The 17134-nt window shown below is 65.7% G+C and carries 15 protein-coding genes; 6 read left to right on the top strand and 9 right to left on the bottom strand.

Features of this window, described 5'->3' with window-relative positions; genetic code table 11:
• Nucleotide 1 precedes the first annotated feature (1 nt).
• From JQ586_RS14740 to JQ586_RS14730, 3 genes are all read right to left on the bottom strand, one after another.
• The gene (locus JQ586_RS14740) at nt 2-679 is read right to left on the bottom strand and encodes a potassium channel family protein (protein ID WP_212395305.1); all 678 of its coding nucleotides are present in this window, start codon (nt 677-679) and stop codon (nt 2-4) included.
• 89 nt (nt 680-768) lie between these two features.
• The gene (gene rocD, locus JQ586_RS14735; RefSeq protein WP_212395304.1) at nt 769-1986 is read right to left on the bottom strand and encodes an ornithine--oxo-acid transaminase; all 1218 of its coding nucleotides are present in this window, start codon (nt 1984-1986) and stop codon (nt 769-771) included.
• Between the two features lie 117 nt (nt 1987-2103).
• Nucleotides 2104-3327: a cytochrome P450 gene (locus tag JQ586_RS14730; RefSeq protein ID WP_212395303.1), complete on the bottom strand. Its 1224-nt coding sequence runs from the start codon at nt 3325-3327 to the stop codon at nt 2104-2106.
• A gap of 186 nt (nt 3328-3513) precedes the next feature.
• Between JQ586_RS14730 and JQ586_RS14725 the strand changes: the two genes are divergently transcribed.
• From JQ586_RS14725 to JQ586_RS14700, 6 genes are all read left to right on the top strand, one after another.
• Nucleotides 3514-4047: a phosphonopyruvate decarboxylase gene (locus tag JQ586_RS14725; protein ID WP_212395302.1), complete on the top strand. Its 534-nt coding sequence runs from the start codon at nt 3514-3516 to the stop codon at nt 4045-4047.
• On the top strand, nt 4044-4634 hold the full coding sequence (locus tag JQ586_RS14720) for a thiamine pyrophosphate-dependent enzyme (protein WP_212395301.1): 591 nt from the start codon (nt 4044-4046) through the stop codon (nt 4632-4634). Before JQ586_RS14725 ends, JQ586_RS14720 begins: the two co-directional genes overlap by 4 nt.
• A 65-nt stretch (nt 4635-4699) precedes the next feature.
• A complete protein-coding gene (locus JQ586_RS14715; RefSeq protein ID WP_212395300.1) occupies nt 4700-5401 on the top strand; it encodes a TetR/AcrR family transcriptional regulator in 702 nt (233 codons plus the stop codon).
• 1 nt (nt 5402) lies between these two features.
• Nucleotides 5403-6596, top strand: coding sequence for an efflux RND transporter periplasmic adaptor subunit (locus JQ586_RS14710; protein WP_212395299.1), 1194 nt, complete (start codon nt 5403-5405; stop codon nt 6594-6596).
• Nucleotides 6597-6679: 83 nt separating this feature from the next.
• Nucleotides 6680-9787 (top strand): multidrug efflux RND transporter permease subunit, encoded by a 3108-nt coding sequence (locus JQ586_RS14705; RefSeq protein WP_212395298.1) that lies wholly within the window; start codon nt 6680-6682, stop codon nt 9785-9787.
• A gap of 167 nt (nt 9788-9954) precedes the next feature.
• Nucleotides 9955-10698, top strand: coding sequence for a hypothetical protein (locus tag JQ586_RS14700; RefSeq protein WP_212395297.1), 744 nt, complete (start codon nt 9955-9957; stop codon nt 10696-10698).
• A gap of 239 nt (nt 10699-10937) precedes the next feature.
• Here JQ586_RS14700 and JQ586_RS14695 read toward each other — a convergent pair whose 3' ends face one another.
• From JQ586_RS14695 to JQ586_RS14670, 6 genes are read right to left on the bottom strand one after another with little or no spacing between them, the layout of a single operon-like run.
• Complete coding sequence (locus tag JQ586_RS14695; RefSeq protein WP_212395296.1) at nt 10938-11825, bottom strand: ABC transporter permease; 888 nt, start codon at nt 11823-11825, stop codon at nt 10938-10940.
• 4 nt (nt 11826-11829) lie between these two features.
• Nucleotides 11830-12771, bottom strand: coding sequence for an ABC transporter permease (locus tag JQ586_RS14690; RefSeq protein WP_212395295.1), 942 nt, complete (start codon nt 12769-12771; stop codon nt 11830-11832).
• Between the two features lie 31 nt (nt 12772-12802).
• Complete coding sequence (locus tag JQ586_RS14685) at nt 12803-14299, bottom strand: ABC transporter substrate-binding protein (protein ID WP_249147603.1); 1497 nt, start codon at nt 14297-14299, stop codon at nt 12803-12805.
• Nucleotides 14300-14330: 31 nt separating this feature from the next.
• A complete protein-coding gene (locus JQ586_RS14680) occupies nt 14331-15437 on the bottom strand; it encodes an ABC transporter ATP-binding protein (protein ID WP_212395293.1) in 1107 nt (368 codons plus the stop codon).
• On the bottom strand, nt 15434-16423 hold the full coding sequence (locus tag JQ586_RS14675; RefSeq protein ID WP_212395292.1) for an ABC transporter ATP-binding protein: 990 nt from the start codon (nt 16421-16423) through the stop codon (nt 15434-15436). Before JQ586_RS14675 ends, JQ586_RS14680 begins: the two co-directional genes overlap by 4 nt.
• Entirely contained in the window at nt 16420-17130 is a 711-nt protein-coding gene (locus tag JQ586_RS14670) for a DUF1028 domain-containing protein (RefSeq protein ID WP_212395291.1), read from the bottom strand. Before JQ586_RS14670 ends, JQ586_RS14675 begins: the two co-directional genes overlap by 4 nt.
• Nucleotides 17131-17134: the final 4 nt, after the last annotated feature.

Here is a 17134-nt window from a genome sequence, read left to right as displayed (position 1 = left end):
GTCACGAATCCTGGTCGCGGTGCGCGATCTCCAGCGTCACCAGGCGCGCCAGCAGCGTTGCGGGATAGAGCTGGCCGAAGATCGCCTCGACATTGCACAGGCTGCGCGCGATCGGATGCAGCGGCGCGAGATCGCCATAGCCCGTCGTCGTCATGGTGGCGAAGGAGAAATAGATCAGCTGGCTTGCCAGTGTCGGGCTGTCCTCGACCTTCATGCCGGAAAAGGCCGTCGGCACCAGTGTGCCGATAAAGGTGTAGAGCGCCGCGAAGATCACCGCGACGGTGAGGTAGAGCAGGATGGCGCCGATCACGCGGTGATAATTGACGAGCCCCGGGGCAAACGTCGCGCGCGCCACCGTCACTGCCATGGTGATGCCGACGATCAGCCAGGAGCCGGCGAACAGATTGAGGTCGAGGATCGAGGGCGAGCGCAGCCGCAAGATCCCGCCGGTCACGATCATGACCAGCGCGACCAGCAACGCGACCACGGCGAGCGCGCTGCCCGACATCAGGAATACGCCGCCGGCCAGGAAGATGGCGAGGAGCAGCTCGAACACCTGGAATTCGAACAGGCCGAGTGCCTGTAGCGGCGCCACCACGAACATCATGACCATGATCAGGGCGGTGAGCACCGTGAGCAGCGAATCGCCCCAGCGCTCGCGCAATTGATCGAGCTTCATCGAATCATGTGTCCTGCCCTGCGTCGCCGACATCGAACATTGATGCGCGACGGCCGCAAAGGCAAGACGGCCGGCTCATCCGCTTCCCCTCACGGGATCTCCTGTGTCAGCACGGCGGCGATCCGCTCCAGCGCCCAGTCGACCTCGTCGGTCCTGATCACCAGCGGCGGGGCGATGCGGATGGTGTGCTCGTGGGTGTCCTTGGCGAGGATGCCGCGCGCCTGCAGCGCCTCGCAGTAGCGGCGGGCAGGGCCGGCCTCCGGATGGAGCTCCACCGCCAGCATCAGGCCGCGGCCGCGCACCTCGCGGATGACGTTGGCGCGGATATCGCTGAGGCCGGCGAGAAAGCGCGCGCCCTGCTGCGCGGCGTTCTCGATCATCCCTTCCTCGACCAGCACGCGCAGCGCCGCCCGCGCCACCGCGCAGGCGAGCGGATTGCCGCCGAAGGTCGAGCCGTGCTGTCCGGGCCGCAACGTGCCGAGCACGTCGTTGTTGGAGAGCACCGCCGACACCGGATAGAAGCCGCCTGACAGCGCCTTGCCGAGCAGTGTCACGTCGGCCTCGATGCCTTCATGCTGCTCGGCGAGCAGCTTGCCGGTGCGACCGAGCCCGGTCTGGATCTCGTCGAGCACCAGCATCACATTGTGCGCGGTGCAGATCTCGCGGACGCGCGTGAAATAGCCCGGCGGCGGAATGATGACGCCGGCCTCGCCCTGGATCGGCTCGACCAGGAATGCAGCGGTGTTCGGCGTGATCGCCTGCTCGAGCGCGGCGGCGTCGCCGAACGGAATGATCTTGAAACCCGGCGCGAACGGTCCGAAATGGTCGCGCGAGCCCGGATCGGTCGAGAAGCCGACGATGCCGAGCGTGCGGCCGTGGAAATTGTTGGCGCAGACGATGATCTCGGCCTGGCCATCCGGCACGCCCTTCACTTCATAGGCCCATTTGCGCACGGACTTGATCGCGCTCTCCACGGCCTCGGCGCCGCTGTTCATCGGCAGCACCTTGTGCGAGCCGGTGAGCTCGGCGAGTTCACGGTAGAAGTTAGCGAGCTGGTCGTTGTGGAAGGCGCGCGAGGTCAGCGTCAGCCGGTGCGCCTGCTCCACCATCGCCGCCAGGATCTTGGGGTGGCAGTGGCCCTGGCTCACCGCCGAATAGGCCGACAGGCAGTCAAGATACCGGTTGCCGTCGGTGTCCCAGACCCAGATGCCTTCGCCGCGGGACAGCACGACCCCGATCGGCTCGTAATTACGGGTGCCAAAACGTGCTTCAGTCGCGAGGAAATCAGTGACCGATGGGCTCGTCATCCCGCGTCACTCCTGCTGCAGCGCATGCAACACTACATCAACTTGCACCTGAGTCTGATTTGGGCATCGGCCCGTCCACAGGGAAGTGGCGGACGGCCAGATCGGCGAGCCGGGCGGCTATGCGTTGGGTCGGCAGGGCACGCTGAGGAAGCCGCGGAAGCGGACGCGGCCGCCGCGCAACGGCGCGCCGTCGAGCCCGTAACTTGGGAAGCGTGCGAGGAACCGCGAGATCGCGATCGCGCCCTCGAGCCGCGCCAGCGCCATCCCGGCGCATTGATGCGCGCCGGTACCGAAGGCGAGATGCCGGTTCGGCGTGCGTGCGACATCGAAGCTTTCAGGCTCGGGGAACTGCGCCGGATCGCGGTTGGCGGCGCCGATGCACAGCGTCACCAGCGTGCCGGGTGGCATTTTGACGCCGCCGAGCTCGATCTCCTCGACGACCATGCGATTGCCGAGCTGGTTCGAGCTCTCATAGCGCAGCATCTCCTCGACCGCGCTCTTGATCAGGTCGGGCTGCGCGATCAGCCGCTGCTTTTGCGCGGGAAACTCGGTCAGCGCGACGAGCCCGTTGCCGATCAGGTTGGTCGTGGTCTCGTGGCCGGCATTGAGCAGGAAGATGCAGTTGTGCAGCAGCTCCTTGGCGGTCAGCCGCTCGCCATTGTCCTCCCCCTGGATCAGCCGGGTCAGCACGTCGCGCTCGGGATTGCCGGGCCTGGCGCGGCGCCGCGCGACCAGGGTTTCGAGATAGGCTAGAAAATCCTTCACGGCAGTGTTGCCGCGGTCGAAGGCCGCGGCGCTGATCACCGGTTCGAGCGCGCCCAGAATCGCCAGCGACCAATCGCGCAGCGGCTCGCGCTCCTCGTGCGGCACGTCGAGCAGGTTGCCGATCACCTCCACGGGGATCGCGGACGCGAAATCGCCGATCAGCTCGAAACGCTCCTTGCCGGCGATGCGGTCGAGCAGGCTGTCGACCAGTGCGGTCAGATCGCCCTCCATGCTGGCGATCGCGCGCGGCGAGAGCGCACCCATGATCAGCCGCCGCACCCTCGTATGGGCCGGCGGATCGTTGAAGACGAGGCTCGTGGTGTGGTGCTCGTAGAGCAGGGAGTTGCCGTATTTCGGCAGGAACTCCTTCTTCTTGTCCGACGAGAACGCCTTGGTGTTCTTGTAGGCGGTGACGAGGTCGTCGTAACGGGTCAGGAAATAGCAGCCGTTCGGCAGCCGCTTGACGGGCGCGGTCTCGCGCAGCGCGCGATAGGTCGGATAGGGATTGGCGTAGAAATCCGCCGACAAATGCTCCAGGTCGAAACTGTCAGCCAGCTCTCGCGCGTGCCCGCTCATGCCGGAGTTCCATCCCCAATTAGTTTCAGTTGCAACTATCCTAGGCCGGAGCCGGGCGCCGCGCAACCGAATTTGCGTGCGGGCGCGATGAGAGGAAATCGCAGAGCCATATGCGGTTTTGCGCTTTGATGAAAAGCACGGGCGCCTCTACAGTCCCGACCAACAAATCAGTGACTGGAAACGCCGATGCACGCCCGTGCCGACACCGCGGCCGCCTGGCCCGAGGAGATTTTTTCGATATTGCAGCGCTTCGAGGTGCGGCAGGTGCCCTATGTGCCGGATGCCGGACATTCGCAGCTGATCCAGCGCGTGCTCGGCTCGCCCTCGATGCGCGGCGTCGCGCTGACGACGGAGGAGGAGGGCGTGGCACTGCTCGCGGGCGCCTGGGCCGGCGGCCAGCGCGGCGTGCTCCTGATGCAGTCGAGCGGGGTCGGCAACTGCATCAACATGTTCTCGCTGGTGCAGATCTTCCGCCTTCCGTTCTTCACCCTGGTGACGATGCGCGGCGAGTGGGGCGAGTTCAATCCCTGGCAGGTGCCGATGGGCTCGAACACCCAGGCGGTGTTCGAACTGTCGGGAATCAAGGTGCTGCGCGCCTCGCATCCGGACGAGGTTCGCGAGGTCGTCGAGGCCGGCGCCGCGCAAGCCTATAACGCGTGCACCCCGACCGCCGTCCTGCTGTCGCAGCGCCTGATCGGGGCAAAGGTCTTCACCAAATGAGCAAAGCCAACCTTCTCGACCGTCGCGCCGTCGTCGCGGAACTTCTGAAGGACCGGAAGGGTGCGTTCGCCGTCGGCGGCCTCGGTGCCTCGACCTATGACATCGCCGCCGCCGGCGACCACGATCGCAACTTCTATCTCTGGGGCGGCATGGGCGGGGCCGTCATGATCGGGCTCGGGCTGGCCCTGGCGCAGCCGACCCTGCCGGTGATCGTGATCACAGGGGATGGCGAGATGCTGATGGGCATCGGCAGCCTCGCCACCGTTGGCCTGCAACAGCCCAAGAACCTCTCGATCATCGTGCTGGACAATGAGGCCTACGGCGAGACAGGCGGTCAGGTCAGCCACACTGCCGCTTCCGCCGATCTCGTCGGGGTTGCCAAGGCCTGCGGAATCACGGACAGCAAGGCGGTCAGCACCATGGCCGAGGTTGAGGCTTTTGCCTCGTCTTTACAGGATGTTACCGCAGGACCGCGGTTCGCCAGCGCGAAGATCGACGCCGCCAATCTGGAGCGCGTGCTGTCGAGCCGCGACGGCACCTACATCGTCAACCGTATCCGCGGGTCGATCGGACACACCCCGATATAAAGCGACCTTCGCGGTGCAATAGAACCTTGACATTCGGTTAGGTGAGTGATTACTCACGCTCCCAAATGTCGACCTTACGCATGACGAGTGACTTGCGGCGTCAGTTGATCCTGAGCGCCGCCAAGCGGTGTTTCGCCCGCAACGGCTTTGCCGGCACCACGACCAAGAGCGTGGCGGCTGCGGCTGCCATTTCGGAGGGGCTGCTGTTCAAGCACTTCCCGTCCAAGGCAGCGCTCTATGCCGAGATCCTGGCCGAGGAGTGCGAGGCGGATCCCGATCTTGCGCACCTCTTGGGCCAGGAGCCGTCGACCGCGACGCTGGTCGAGCTGATCGAGGGTATGGTCGGCCACTTCATGCAGCTGCGCAGCGCGCCGGACCAGGAAGAGACGCAGCGCATGCGGCTGATGGTGACGAGCCACCTCGACGATGGCGAGTTCGCGCGGCTGCTCTACGACAAGGTCGGCAAGCTGATCGGACCGACCTTCGCCGCCTCGATCGAGCGCGCGATAGCAGCAGGCGAGGCCACGCGGGTCGGTGATGATCCGCTCAATCTGTTCTGGTTCGCGCATCACGCGGTGCTGATGGCGGCACTGACGCAGCTGCCCGTGACACCTTGTCTCGCCTATGGCGATGCCGTTGCGGCGGAGCGGCAGCTCTGCCAGTTCATCCTCCGCGGCATCGGACTTACCGAAGCCGCAATCGCTACCCATTTGGGGCGCCAGCCGTCGCCGACCGAGGGACCGTCGGTAACAGCAGAAAGTGCATGACATGAACATACAGACCGAAAGCCACATCTCGGGGCAACCGATCAAGGAAAAGCAGGCCAAGCGCCCGGTGCGCATGGTGCGCTGGACCATCATCGTGGGTCTGCTGCTGGCATTGCTGGTCGGCGGCCTCGTTGGCTTCAATGCCTTCCGCAGCCACATGATCGCGCAGTTCTTCGCCAACAACAAACCGCCGCCGGCGAACGTCACCGTCGCCGAGGCGAAGTCCGAGGTGATTCCGAACCTGTTGACCGCGGTCGGCGATCTCGTCGCGGTGCATCAGGTCAACGTCACGTCGGACGTGTCGGGACGCATCACCGACATCCTGTTCAAGGCGGGCAGCCATGTGAAGGCGGGGACACCGCTGGTGCAGCTGTTCGATACCCCCGACCAGGGTGATCTCGCCAACTTCAAGGCGCAGGCGGTCGTGGCCGAGCTCCAGCTCGACCGCGCCAAGCAACTCGCGGCGCGCCAGTTCGGACCACAGTCCACCGTCGACCAGGCGCAGGCGACCTTCGACCAGGCCAAGGCGGGCATCGCCAAGACCGAGGCGCTCATCTCGCAGAAGCTCGTGCGTGCTCCGTTCGATGGTGACCTCGGCGTTCGCCAGGTTGAAGTCGGCCAGTACCTGACCGCAGGGACACAGATCGTGTCGCTCACCGACCTGTCGGTGCTGTACGCCAACCTGACCGTCACCGAGAAGCAGAGCTCGCAGATCAAGGTCGGCCAGACCGTGCGTGTGGCCGTCGACGCCTATCCGGGCAGGACCTTCGAGGGCAAGATCACGACCATCGAGCCGCAGATTTCGACCGATACCCGAAACATCCGCGTCCAGGCGACGATCCAGAATCCGGACAATATCCTCAAGCCCGGCATGTTCGCCACCACCACGATCGTGCTGCCGGAGAAGCCGCCTGTCGTCACCGTTCCGGAAACGGCGGTCGACTATACGCTGTACGGCGACTCGGTGTTCCTGATCACCGAGAAGAAGGGCGACGACGGCAAGACCAGCCTGAGCGCGGTGCGCACCTTCGTGAAGACCGGCAACCGCGTCGAAGGTCGCGCCGAGATCCTGAAAGGCCTGAAGCCCGGCGACAAGGTCGTCGCCGTCGGCCAGATCAAGCTGCAATCGGGCATGCCGGTCGCGATCTCGACCGATCCGGCACCGCCGATTCCGGCGGAGCCGCCGCGGTACTGATCCCGGACATCCGAATTCGGAGGGCCGGTGGCCCTCCGCCACGAATTGCCTGAACACGGCAGACAACACGAATCGAGTTGGCGATGGCCTTCACTGATATCTTCATCAAGCGCCCGGTGCTGTCGATCGTCGTCAGCCTGCTGATCCTCCTGATCGGCCTGCGCGCGGCGATGGTGCTGCCGATCCGGCAATATCCGAACCTGTCGAACACCGTGGTGACGATCACGACGTCGTATCCCGGTGCGTCACCCGAGCTCATCAACGGCTTCATCACGACGCCGATCGAGCAGGCAGTCGCCTCGGCGGAGGGTGTCGACTACATGACGTCGAACTCGGTGCTCGGCACCTCGACGATCCAGGTCTTCGTCAAGCTCAACCATGATCCGAACCAGGCGCTGACCGAGGTTCTCGCCAAGGTCAACTCGGTCAAATACCTGATCCCGAAGGAAGCCTTCGACCCGGTCGTGAGCAAGGCGACCGGCGACACCATCGCGGTGATGTATCTCGGCTTCTCCAGCGAGGAGCTGACCGGCTCGGCGATCTCCGACTACCTGACGCGCGTCGTGCAGCCGGTGCTCTCGACGGTCGATGGCGTCGCATCCGCCGACATCCTCGGCGGCCAGACGTTTGCGATGCGGGTCTGGCTCGACCCGACCCGCATGGCCGGGCGCGGCGTGTCGCCGAACGACGTCTCCGCGGCGATCGCGGCCAACAACTTCCAGGCCGCCGCCGGCCAGACCAAGGGCTTCTTCATCGTCTCCAACGTCTCGGCCAACACCGACCTTCAGAACATCGATCAGTTCAAGCGGATGATCGTGAAGTCGAAGAACGGCGGCTTCGTGCGCATCGAGGACATCGCGACGGTGGAGCTGGCGGCGCAGAGCACGGACTCCAGCGTCGCCTTCAACGGCGAGCATGCGATCTTCATCGGCATCAAGGCGACGCCGCAGGGCAACCCGCTCAGTCTGGTGAAGGGCGTGCGCGCGCTGTTCCCCGACCTCGAGCGCAACCTGCCGCCGTCGATGAAGATGAAGGTGGCCTACGACTCCACCAAGTTCATCCAGTCCTCGATCGACGAGGTGGAGAAAACGCTTGGTGAAGCGGTGCTGATCGTCGTCATCGTGATCTTCCTGTTCCTGGCGTCGGTCCGCTCGGTGATCATCCCGGTCGTCACCATTCCGCTGTCGCTGATCGGCGTCTGCATCCTGATGCTGGCGGCGGGCTTCAGCTTCAACCTGCTCACGCTGCTCGCGATGGTGCTGGCGATCGGCCTCGTGGTCGACGACGCCATCGTGGTGGTGGAGAACATCCATCGGCATCTCGAGGAAGGCATGCCACCGGTGCAGGCGTCGCTGAAAGGCGCGCGCGAGATCGTGGGCCCGGTTGTCGCCATGACCATCACGCTTGCGTCGGTGTACGCGCCGATCGGCTTCCTCGGCGGCGTGACCGGCGCGCTGTTCCGCGAATTCGCCTTTACCCTGGCCGGCTCGGTGATCGTGTCGGGCGTGATCGCGCTGACGCTGTCGCCGATGATGTGCTCGGTGTTCCTGAAGAACTCCGAGGAGGGCCGTTTCGCCAAGCTCGTCAACCGCGTGTTCGGCGCGCTGACCCGCGCCTATGGCCGCCAGCTCGACCGCTCGCTCGACTACCGCCCGATCACCGGCCTGTTCGCCCTGACCATCCTTGGCCTCGTCGGCTTCCTCTACATGCACACCTCGAAGGAGCTGGCGCCCCAGGAAGACCAGGGCATCGTGTTCGCGATCACCAAGGCGCCGAAATACGCCAACATCGACTACATCGACTTCTACGGCGACAAGATGGACAAGGAGTTCGCGAAGTTTCCCGAGACTGATCTGCGGTTCGTGCTGAACGGCATTACCGGTCCGCAGGGTGGCTTCGCCGGCATGCTGCTGAAGCCGTGGGATGAGCGCAAGCGCACCGCGCAGCAGTTGCAGCCTTTGGTCCAGGGCGAGCTGTCCAAGATCGAGGGTGTCAGCGCATTCGCGTTCAGCCTGCCGCCGTTGCCCGGCGGTCCCGGCGGTCTGCCGGTCCAGATGGTCATCAGCTCGACGGCCGGCTTCGAGCAGGTGTTCGACCAGATGAACAAGCTGAAGGCCGCCGCGCGCAAGAGCGGTCTGTTCATCGTCACGGACAGCGACCTCGACTTCAACCAGCCCGTGGTGCGGGTGAAGGTCGATCGGACCAAGGCGAGCGACCTCGGCATCACCATGCAGTCGATCGGCAATGCACTGGCGACGCTGCTCGGCGGCAACTATGTCAACCGCTTCAACCTCGAAGGGCGCTCCTACCAGGTGATCCCGCAGGTGCCGCGCGCCAACCGGCTCGCACCTGAAGCGTTCGACAACTACTATGTGCCGAGCGCGACCGGGCAACTGGTGCGGCTGTCGACCGTGGTCGCGGTCGAGACCGGCGTCGATCCGAACGCGCTGACCCACTACAACCAGCTCAACTCGGCGACCTTCCAGGCCGTGCCGATGCCGGGCGTCTCGATGGGCCAGGCCGTGGACTTCCTGCAGGGCGAAGCCAGCAAGCTGCCGTCCGGCTTCAGCCATGACTTCCTGGCTGACTCCCGGCAATACGTCCACGAGGGCAATCAGCTCCTGGTCACCTTCGTGTTCGCCATCATCATCATCTTCCTGGTGCTGGCGGCGCAGTTCGAGAGCCTGCGCGACCCGCTGGTGATCATGATCTCCGTGCCGATGGCGATCGTCGGCGCCCTGGTCCCGCTGTTCTTCGGCGTCGCGACCATGAACATCTACACCCAGGTGGGCCTGCTCACGCTGGTCGGCCTGATCACCAAGCACGGCATCCTGATGGTGGAGTTCGCCAACGAGCTGCAGCTCAACGAGGGGCTCGATCGCCGCTCCGCGATCGAGATGGCGGCCCGGATCCGGCTCCGTCCGATCCTGATGACGACGGCGGCGATGGTTACCGGCCTGCTGCCGCTGTTGACCGCCACCGGCGCCGGCGCCGCCAGCCGCTTCTCGATCGGCCTCGTCGTCGTCGCCGGCATGACCATCGGCACGCTGTTCACGCTGTTCGTGCTGCCGGCGGTCTACACGGTGATCGCGACCGATCACCAGGCCGCGGCCGGCTCCGACCGCGCCAAGCAGATCGCCGATTTCGATCTCCGCGGTGGTCAGGGGCATGGTGCGCTGAAACCAACGTGAGCCCTCAAGGCTCATGCTCACGGGAAAGGGCGGCACTGGCGAAAGCCATTGCCGCCTTTTCTTTGTCGCGTAGGATCAATCGCCGACGCCGGTGCTGAGCACGAAGACGCCGCGCTCCCTCTCCCGCTTGCGGGAGAGGTGGCCCGACAAGATCTGGAGGAACAGACATGGTCAGCGAATTCGCATCAGGCAATTACCGCTTCATTCCCGCCGTGTTCCAGTATTCGAGCGGCGCGCAGGCGAGCACGGGCTACGAGATCGAACGGGTGCGGTTCGATCGCCTGGTGCCGCTCGCCGAGGGCTTTGCGCGGATCGCAGCCCACATCCAGGGGGCAGGGCGGCCCCTGACGGCGTTCTGTGCCTGCGAGCTGCGCTCGCCGGCCGCGTTCACGGAAGACGGTTTCCGCGCCTTCAACCTGCACTATGTCAAGACGCTCGCCGAATGGGGCCTGTTCGACGGTACCATCAATCCGGTGGCGCGCAGCAATGTCTGTCCCGAGATCGACCCGCCGTCGGAGCCGTCTTTCTACGCCTTCTCCTTCACGCGGCCCGCAGCGCGCACATCGCCCTCCTTCGTGATCGCTGGTGGAGCCGAGGCGCGCGGCGGCGCCGGCAGCTATCCGGAGCGCATCGTGCGCTATCGCGAACTCAACCCCGATGCGTGGCGCGAAAAGGTTCGCTTCACGGTGAGCGAGATGGCGCGCCGCCTGGCGGAGTTCGGCTTCACCTGGGCCGAGACCACGTCCGTGCAGGCCTACACCGTGCACGACATCCATCCCGTCATGGTGGACGAACTGGTCCGCCACGGCGCCACGCGCTCCGGCCTGACCTGGCACTTTTGCCGTCCGCCGGTGGTTGATCTCGAGTATGAGATGGATTGCCGGAGGGTGTTGCGGGAGGTGGTGATTTAGTGACGCTTTTCCCGGCCCATCGACCTGAGAGTATGTGAAGGAATGCGTAGCCCGGATGCAGCGAAGCGAAAATCCGGGGCCGATCTGTCCGCCAATCCGGCTTCCCCGGATTGCGCTGCGCGCCATCCGGGCTACAGGATTTTCGAGGTAGCGACGATTGCCGTAGCCCCGTCATCCTTGCGCGAAGGCTTTCGCCTTTGTCGTTGGGATGACCGAGACGCGCTTGCGGCGAGGGGTGCCTACCGCGCCTTCGGATCCAGCGCGTCGCGCAGGCCGTCGCCGACCAGGTTGAAGCTGAGCACGACCAGGAAGATCGCAAGGCCCGGCCAGATCGCCATCCATGGCGCGCTGGTGAGAAAGCGCTGCGCGGCGTTCAGCATGCTGCCCCAGGAGGGCGCCGGCGGCTGCTGGCCGAGGCCGAGGAAGGAAAGCGCGGCTTCGGCGATGATCGCAGCCGCGATCGACAGCGTCGCCTGCACCAGCAGCGCCGGCAGGATGTTGGGCAGGATGTGGACGAGCGCGATGCGCCAGCGCGGATTGCCCATGGCGCGGGCGGCCTCGACATAATCCTCGACCTTGACGCTCATCACCTGGCCGCGGGTCAGGCGGATGAAGATCGGCGTGGCCGAAATGCCGATCGCGATCATCGCATTGCCGAGGCTCGGACCGAGGAAGGCAGCGAGCGCGATCGCCAGGATGAGGAACGGGCAGGCCAGCATCGCGTCGGTGATGCGGCTGATCAGCGCGTCGATGAAGCCGCCGCGATAGCCGGCAACCAGCCCGAGCGGCACGCCGATCAGAAGCGCGATACCGACCGAGGTGATGCCGGCGAGCAGCGAGGCGCGGGCGCCGTACACCACGCGGGCGAGCACGTCGCGGCCGAGCTCGTCGGTGCCGAACCAGTGCTGCACCGAGGGTGCCTTGCGCACCAGCGACCAGCCGGTCGCGATCGGGTCGTAGGGCACGATCAGTGGTGCAAACACGGCCATCAGGATGAAGATCGCGATCACGATGAGGCCCAGAACCGCGCCCCTGCGCTTCATCAGGCGCCGCCAGGCGCGCCGTCCTGGGCTCTCCAGTTCATCGGAGACGGCGAGCGTGACTGTGCCAAGCAGGGTGTCGGTCATCCCGTCAGCCTCTCAGCCGCGGGTTGACCAGGATGTAGGCGATGTCGGCGATCAGATTGAGCGTGATGTAGATCGTCGCCGTGACCAGCACCACGCCCTGCACCACGGCGTAGTCGCGGTTGAACACGGCGTCGACGATCAGCTTGCCGAAGCCCGGGATCGAGAAGATCTGCTCGGTCAGAACAGCGCCCGACAGCAGCGTGCCGAGCTCGAGCGCACCGAGCGTGATGATCGGCGTCAGCGCATTGCGCATCGCGTGCTTGAGGATGACGGCGCGCTCGGAAAGGCCCTTGGCGCGCGCGGTGCGGACATAGTCGCTTTCCAGCACCTGCAACATCGCGCTTCTGGTGTGCCGCATCAGGATCGCCGCGATCGCGTTGCCGAGCACGAAGGCCGGCATAATGGTTGCGGCGAGGCTGGCGCGCCAGTCCTCGCTCAGCGGCACGTAGCCGGAGGCCGGCAGCCAACCCAGTTCGATGGAGAACAGGAAGATCAGCATGATGCCGAGCCAGAAATTCGGCGTCGAGATGCCCCACAGCGCGAACAGGTTGGCACCGTAGTCCCAGGCGGTGCCCTTCTTCACCGCCGAGACGATGCCGGCGGGAATGCCGATCAGGAACGCGATCACGATCGCCATGCCGGCAAGCTGCATCGTCACCGGCAGCTTCTGCGCGATCAGGCTCAGCACCGGCATCTTGTTGCGCAAGGACTCGCCGAAGTCGCCCGACAGGACACCCTTGATCCAGTAGACATATTGCACAGGAAACGGCTGATCGAGATGGTACTGCGCGCGGATCTGCGCGATCACGGCCGGGTCGCGCTCCTCGCCGGCCATGACCAGCGCGGGATCGCCCGGCAGCAGATGTTGCAGCGAGAAGATCAGGATCGAGACGAAGAACAGCGTCGGGACGATCTGAACCAGCCGCTTGGCGAGGAAGTTCAGCATGGCGATGCGCGTGCCCCTGACGCTTGACCGGTCACTTCAGCTTCAGTCCGACCACGCGCACGAGGCCGTCGGGCATCTGCTTGTAGCCTTCGAGCTTGGTGGTCTGCGCGATGATGATGCGACGATGATAGAGGTAGAGGATGGGCTCGTCCTCCTGCTCCAGTTTTGTCAGTTTGGCGTAGATCGCCTTGCGCTGCGTCATGTCCGTGGTGAGCCGGGCGTCGTCGAGCGCCTTGTCGGCCTCGGCGTTGTTCCAGGCGCTGTAGTTCTGCGGCGCGTTGCTGTGCAGGAAGACGTATGAATTGCCGTCAGGATCAATACGCCCGCTCCAGGCCAGCATGTAGGCCTGGTACTCACCGGCTTCGGCCTGCTTCAGCGAGGTCGCGAACTCGGTGACCCTGATCTTCAGGTCGAAGCCGGCCTCCGCCGCCATCGCCTGCATCACCTGCGCGGTACCCTCGGTCTCCGGTCCCTTCGGCACCATGAAGTCGACGCTGACCGGCGGCGTGACCCCGGCCTCCTTCAACAGCGCCTTTGCCCGCTCGACATTGCGCGGCCGGATCGGGAAGTCCGCCTGGTAATAGGGATGCTCCGGGCTGACCCACTGGTTGCCGGGCTTGAACTCGCCGTTGAACACGACCTGGTTCATGGCCTCGCGATCGATCGACAACTCCAGCGCCTGGCGGACCTTGGCGGACTGGCTGAGCGGGCCCTTGGCCTTGTCTTTGCCGATGTTGAGCGTGACGCCCTGATAGCCGAGCTCGATCGCGCTCGACACTTTCAGCCGCGAATCCGCCCGCACGTCCTTCAGGTCGGTCGCCAGCACGCGCTCGATCAGGTCGAGCCCGCCGGATTTCAGATTGGCGAGCCGCACGGTGGGGTCCACGATCGGAAGATAGACGATGCGGTCGATGAAGACGTTGTCCTTGTTCCAGTAGTCGGCGAACTTCTCCAGCACGATGCGGTCCTGCTGAACGCGCTCGACGAATTTGTATGGGCCGGCGCAAACCGGGTGCAGGCCGAACTTGTCGCCTTCGGCCTTGGCGGCTTTCGGCGACACCATCATGCCGGCGCGGTCGGTGAGCTGCGCGATCAGGGGCGAGAACGGCGCCTTGAGCACCAGCTTGATGGTCAGGGGATCGACGACGTCGATATGGTCGACGCTGGCAAGCTCCGGTTTGCGGAACGAGCCGGGGAAGGTCAGGTGTCGCTCCAGCGAGAACTTTGCCGCCTCCGCATCGAGCGGCTCGCCGTCCTGGAACTTGACGCCGGGACGCAGCCTGATCGTGACCTCCTTGCCGTCGGCCGAGGTCTCATGCGACAGCGCGAGCTGCGGCACGATGTTGAGCTTCTCGTCGATGTCGAACAGCTTGTCGCAGAGTGCAGCGAATACGATGCGGCCGACATAGGTGCGCGCCATGGTCGGGTCGAGGATATCGGGATCCTCGGCAAGCCCGATCCTCAAGCTGGTCTCGGCCTGGACGTTTGCTGCCAGCGACAGCAGCAGGGCCGCGGCAGTCGCCGCCATCAGAACGATCCGCATCACACAACTCCCATCTTCATGCCGGTGGCGCAGTCCCAACCTGATCAACCCCGGATCGCCGGGCTCCATCCGCTACGCCACCGAACGCCGCGACCAGTTTCTCCAGCGCCGGCGAGAAGCCGCCATCGGAGGGGACGATGCTCTCGGACGGCGGCAGCTCCGCGGTGCGGTGGCAGGCAGTGGCGTGGCCGCTGCCGTCGGCCAGCAATTGCGGCATCTCGCTGCGGCAGCGCGCGATCACGAACGGGCAGCGGGTGTGGAAGCGGCAGCCCGCGGGTGGATCGAGCGCGCTCGGCAGCTCGCCCTCCAGCACGATGCGGCTGCGTCTGGCGCGCGGCTTCGGCAGCGGGATCGCCGACAGCAGCGCGCGGCTGTAGGGATGGCGCGGTGCGGCGAACAGCGCTTCCGCGTCCGCGGTCTCGACGATGGTGCCGAGATTCATCACGGCGACGCGGTCGGCGATATGCTTGACCACCGCGAGGTCATGCGAGACGAAGATGTAGGCGAGCTTGAGCCGGTCCTGCAGGTCGCGCAGGAGATTGAGGATCTGCGAGCGGATCGACACGTCGAGCGCGGAGACCGGCTCGTCGCAGATGATCAGCTTCGGTTCGACCGCGAGCGCGCGGGCGATCGCGATGCGCTGGCGCTGGCCGCCGGAGAATTCGTGCGGATAGCGGCGCGCGAAACGCGGCTCGAGGCCGACGAGGCGCAGGAGTTCCTCGACCCTTTCGCGGCGGCGGGTGGATGGCACGAGATCATGCAGCGCCAGCGGCTCGGTCAGGATCTGGGCGACCGTCATCCGCGGATTGAGCGAGGCGTACGGATCCTGGAAGATCAGCTGCGCGTCGCGGCGGAAGGCGCGCAACCGCCCGGCATTGAGCGTCCCGAGATCGCGGCCTTCGAAACGGACGTGGCCTGCGTCGGGCTCGATCAGCCGCAGCACCAGCCGGCTGACGGTTGATTTGCCGCAGCCGGATTCGCCGACCAGCGCGAGCGTCTTGCCGGCCTCGACCGCGAAGCTGACGCCATCGACCGCCTTCACATAGGCGGTCGGCCGGCCGAACACCGAGCGCCGGGCGACGAAATGCTTCACCAGGCCGTCGACCTCGAGCAGTGCGGTCATGACACCAGTTGCTCCAGCGGCGCCCTGATGCAGCGCGACGCGTGGGACGCACTCAGCTGTACGAGCGGCGGCGGGGACTTGATGCAGACCTCTTCGACGAAGGGGCAGCGGGCGGCGAAGCGGCAGCCGGCCGGCGGGGTCGTCATGTTCGGCACCATGCCTTCGATGGTGGCAAGGTGCGAGATGCGGCGGTCGAGCCGCGGGATCGAGCCGAGCAGCCCGACCGTGTAGGGGTGCTGCGGATTGGAAAACAGCTCGTCGACCGGGGCGCGCTCCACGATCTCGCCGGCATACATCACCGCAACCTCGTCGCAGACCTCGGCGACGACGCCGAGATCGTGCGTGATCAGGATGATGGCGGCACCGCTCGCGGCCTTCAACTCGCGCATCAGGTCGAGGATCTGAGCCTGCAAGGTGACGTCGAGCGCGGTGGTCGGCTCGTCTGCGATCAGCAGCTGCGGATCGCAGGCCAGCGCCATCGCGATCATCACGCGCTGGCGCATGCCGCCCGAGAGTTTGTGCGGGAATTCGTCGATGCGCTTGTCGGGCGAGGGGATGTGGACCCGCCGCAACAGTTCGATGGCGCGCTCGCGCGCCTGGCGCCGCGAGCCGCCGCGGTGACGCAAGATGGTCTCGATGATCTGGTCACCGATCGTGAAGCTCGGGTTCAGCGAGGTCATCGGCTCCTGGAAGATCATCGCCAGCCGGTTGCCGCGCAGGTTGCGCAACGTCTGGTCTGGCACGTCGAGCAGGTCGAAGCCATCGAAGCGGATCGCGCCGGAGACGGTAGCGGATTGCTTCGGCAGCAGTCCCATGATCGCCAGCGACGTCACGCTCTTGCCGCAGCCGGATTCGCCGACGAGCCCGAGCGTCGCGCCATTGGCGACGCTGAGATCGACCTGATCGACGGCACGGGTGGTGCGGCCGTCGTCTCCCCGGAAGGTGACGCGCAGGCCCTCGATCTCGATCAGCTGGCTCGCGGTCATCGCTCGCCCGCATTTGCAGCGTCGATGGCGGCGTCGATCGTGGCGCGGTCGGTGATCCCGGCCGGATTGCCGCGGGTCGGCAGGAAGTCTCGGAAATGCACCCAGCGCTCGCGGCTGACGGCCTCCAGCCGCTCCAGCTCGCGTAGCGGATCGGCGTGGTCGTCGACCCGCAGGTCGAGCGCCGACCATTCCTCCGTCCCATGGATCAGCAGCGCTGCCGACTGCTTGCCGCGCTTGTCGCCGCCGGCGGCCTCGCCGGCGAACATCGCCCGGATCAGACGCTGCGCAAAAGGGAGTGCCTCGCCCTCGGCATAGGTGCGCGCGGTCTCATCGAGCACCGCGGAACCGGCAAGCATGTTGCCGGCAATCGAAAAGCCATCGCCGGAGATGTGGCCGAACCAGTCGATGCAGTCCTTGCCCGAATGCGCGGCGATACGTCCCTCGGCATCCATCGCATGCACCTGCCGGCTGTCGCGGCCGGGATCGGCGGCGAGCAGCGTCGCGATGACGTCATGCGCGCTCTTGCCGCCGCGCAGCAGCACAATTCCGTCGATGCCGTAATAGGGATTGACCATCGCCTGCGTCGCGATCGCGCCGACGCCGGCGGCGATATAGGGCACCCGCGCGCCGACCGCGAAAAAACGCGTGGCCACGGCGATGCCGAACTGGCCGGTAACGCTATCACGCGCGATGATCGACCAGGTCATCTCG

This window comes from Bradyrhizobium jicamae (assembly GCF_018130215.1).
GTDB lineage: Bacteria > Pseudomonadota > Alphaproteobacteria > Rhizobiales > Xanthobacteraceae > Bradyrhizobium > Bradyrhizobium jicamae_A.
Note: the sequence above shows the minus strand (reverse complement) of the source record. Positions and strands in the feature narration are given on the sequence as shown.